2 protein-coding genes are annotated in these 1,657 nt (G+C 43.9%); one reads left to right on the top strand and one right to left on the bottom strand.

Translation table 11 applies throughout. The features are described from left to right. Nucleotides 1–7: 7 nt before the first annotated feature. A complete protein-coding gene (gene hemE / locus IQ242_RS24140; protein WP_193961701.1) occupies nucleotides 8–1,060 on the bottom strand; it encodes a uroporphyrinogen decarboxylase in 1,053 nt (350 codons plus the stop codon). A 194-nt stretch (nucleotides 1,061–1,254) separates the two neighbouring features. Here hemE and IQ242_RS24135 point away from each other — a divergent pair, with 194 nt between their 5' ends. Then, nucleotides 1,255–1,626, top strand: coding sequence for a four helix bundle protein (locus IQ242_RS24135; protein ID WP_193961700.1), 372 nt, complete (start codon nucleotides 1,255–1,257; stop codon nucleotides 1,624–1,626). Nucleotides 1,627–1,657: the final 31 nt, after the last annotated feature.

Genomic DNA, 1,657 nt, shown 5'->3' with positions numbered 1-1,657 from the left:
CTGTTCCCTAGTCCTGATAACTAAATTGTTTAGCAGTTTCAAAGAAGAAACGCACGTTATCTTCAGGAGTTCCCACCAAAACACCATGACCTAAATTAAGAATATGGCCTTGATTACCCGCTTTGCGAATAGTATCAAGAATCCGCTCGCGAATAAAGGACTGGGAACCGAATAAAACCCCCGGATCGATATTACCTTGAACCATCATCGCTTTACCTAAACGCTGTCTCGCTTCCGCCATATCCACGGTCCAATCGACGCTAATAATATCAACCCCCGATTTAGCCATTCTTTCCAAAACGCCGGCGCTGCCACTAATGTAGAGAATTAACGGTGTATCGGGATGGGTTTCTTTCACCAAACGAACTACTTTTTGTTGATAGGGTAAGGCAAAAACATCGTAATCTTGGGGAGTTAATTGACCCGCCCAAGAGTCGAACATTTGTACCACTTGCGCCCCACAATCGATTTGATAACGGACATAGGTGGCAATCATATCCGCTAATTTATCTAAAAATTGGTGCAGTACCGAGGGTTCCGAAAAAGCCATCCCTTTAATCACAGAATAACTTTTAGAACCTTTCCCTTCCACTGCGTATGCTGCTAAAGTCCAAGGCGCTCCGACAAAACCGAGGACAGTGGATTTGTTTCCCACCTCTTGACGTAGGGTTTTTAAAATCGTTTTGATAAAAGGTAAAGACTGATCGGGATCGAGGGGATTAAGTTGGTCCACCTGCGCTTGAGTACGAATGGGAGAATCGATAATCGGCCCCTTACTTTCGATAATATCAAAGGGAATACCAATTCCCGCCAGGGGAGTGAGGATATCGGAGAACATGATCACCCCATCCGGTTGAAAAGCACGCCAAGGTTGCAGGGAGATTTCGATCGCCAGATCTGCATTTTCCGATCTTTCCCGAAAACTGGGGTATTTATCCCGCAATTCTCGATAAATCTGCATATAACGTCCTGCTTGTCTCATCATCCACACGGGAGGACGGGGTAAGATTTCTCCTTTGGCAGCGCGTAATAAATAAGGTATTTCAGGGGAGTCAGTCATATCACGGTGATTATTCTATTGCCTTTTCTACGGTATCATCCCCCGTACAGCTAATTTTTCTGGTTTTTCCTTAAGAATTGTTAACGAAAATTATCCCCCTTTGCATTGAAACTGGGTACTGGAAACTTTAGTACAATCTTTGGGGTTGAGATAGGGTGTAGAGTGTCGGGTATAGGCATAAGTTGATAAAATCTATGGCGGATTCAAAAATTCAATCTTACCGAGATTTAAGAGTTTGGCAGGAGTCCGTAAATTTAGCTGAAAGTTGCTATCGTCTCACTAAAACTTTTCCCAAAGAAGAGCTTTATGGGATGACAACACAGATTCGCCGAGCTTCGGTGTCAATAGCAGCGAATATTGCCGAGGGGTATGGACGCAAAACCCGGGGAGAATACATCCAATTTTTGTACATAGCTCAAGGTTCTCTCAAAGAGTTGGAGACTCATTGGTTAATCTCTCAAAGAGTTGAACTAGCTTCCCCTCAGAGCGTCAATCCTATTCTTAATCAATGTGAATCAGTAGGCCGACTCCTGCTAACTTTGATTCGTTCCCTTGAAAATAAATAACCCCCACACCCTACACCCTACACCCTACACC

This window comes from Microcystis sp. LEGE 08355 (assembly GCF_015207185.1).
Lineage (GTDB): Bacteria > Cyanobacteriota > Cyanobacteriia > Cyanobacteriales > Microcystaceae > Microcystis > Microcystis panniformis.
The sequence above is the reverse complement of the archived record's forward strand: the minus strand, read 5'-3'. Positions and strand labels throughout refer to the sequence as shown.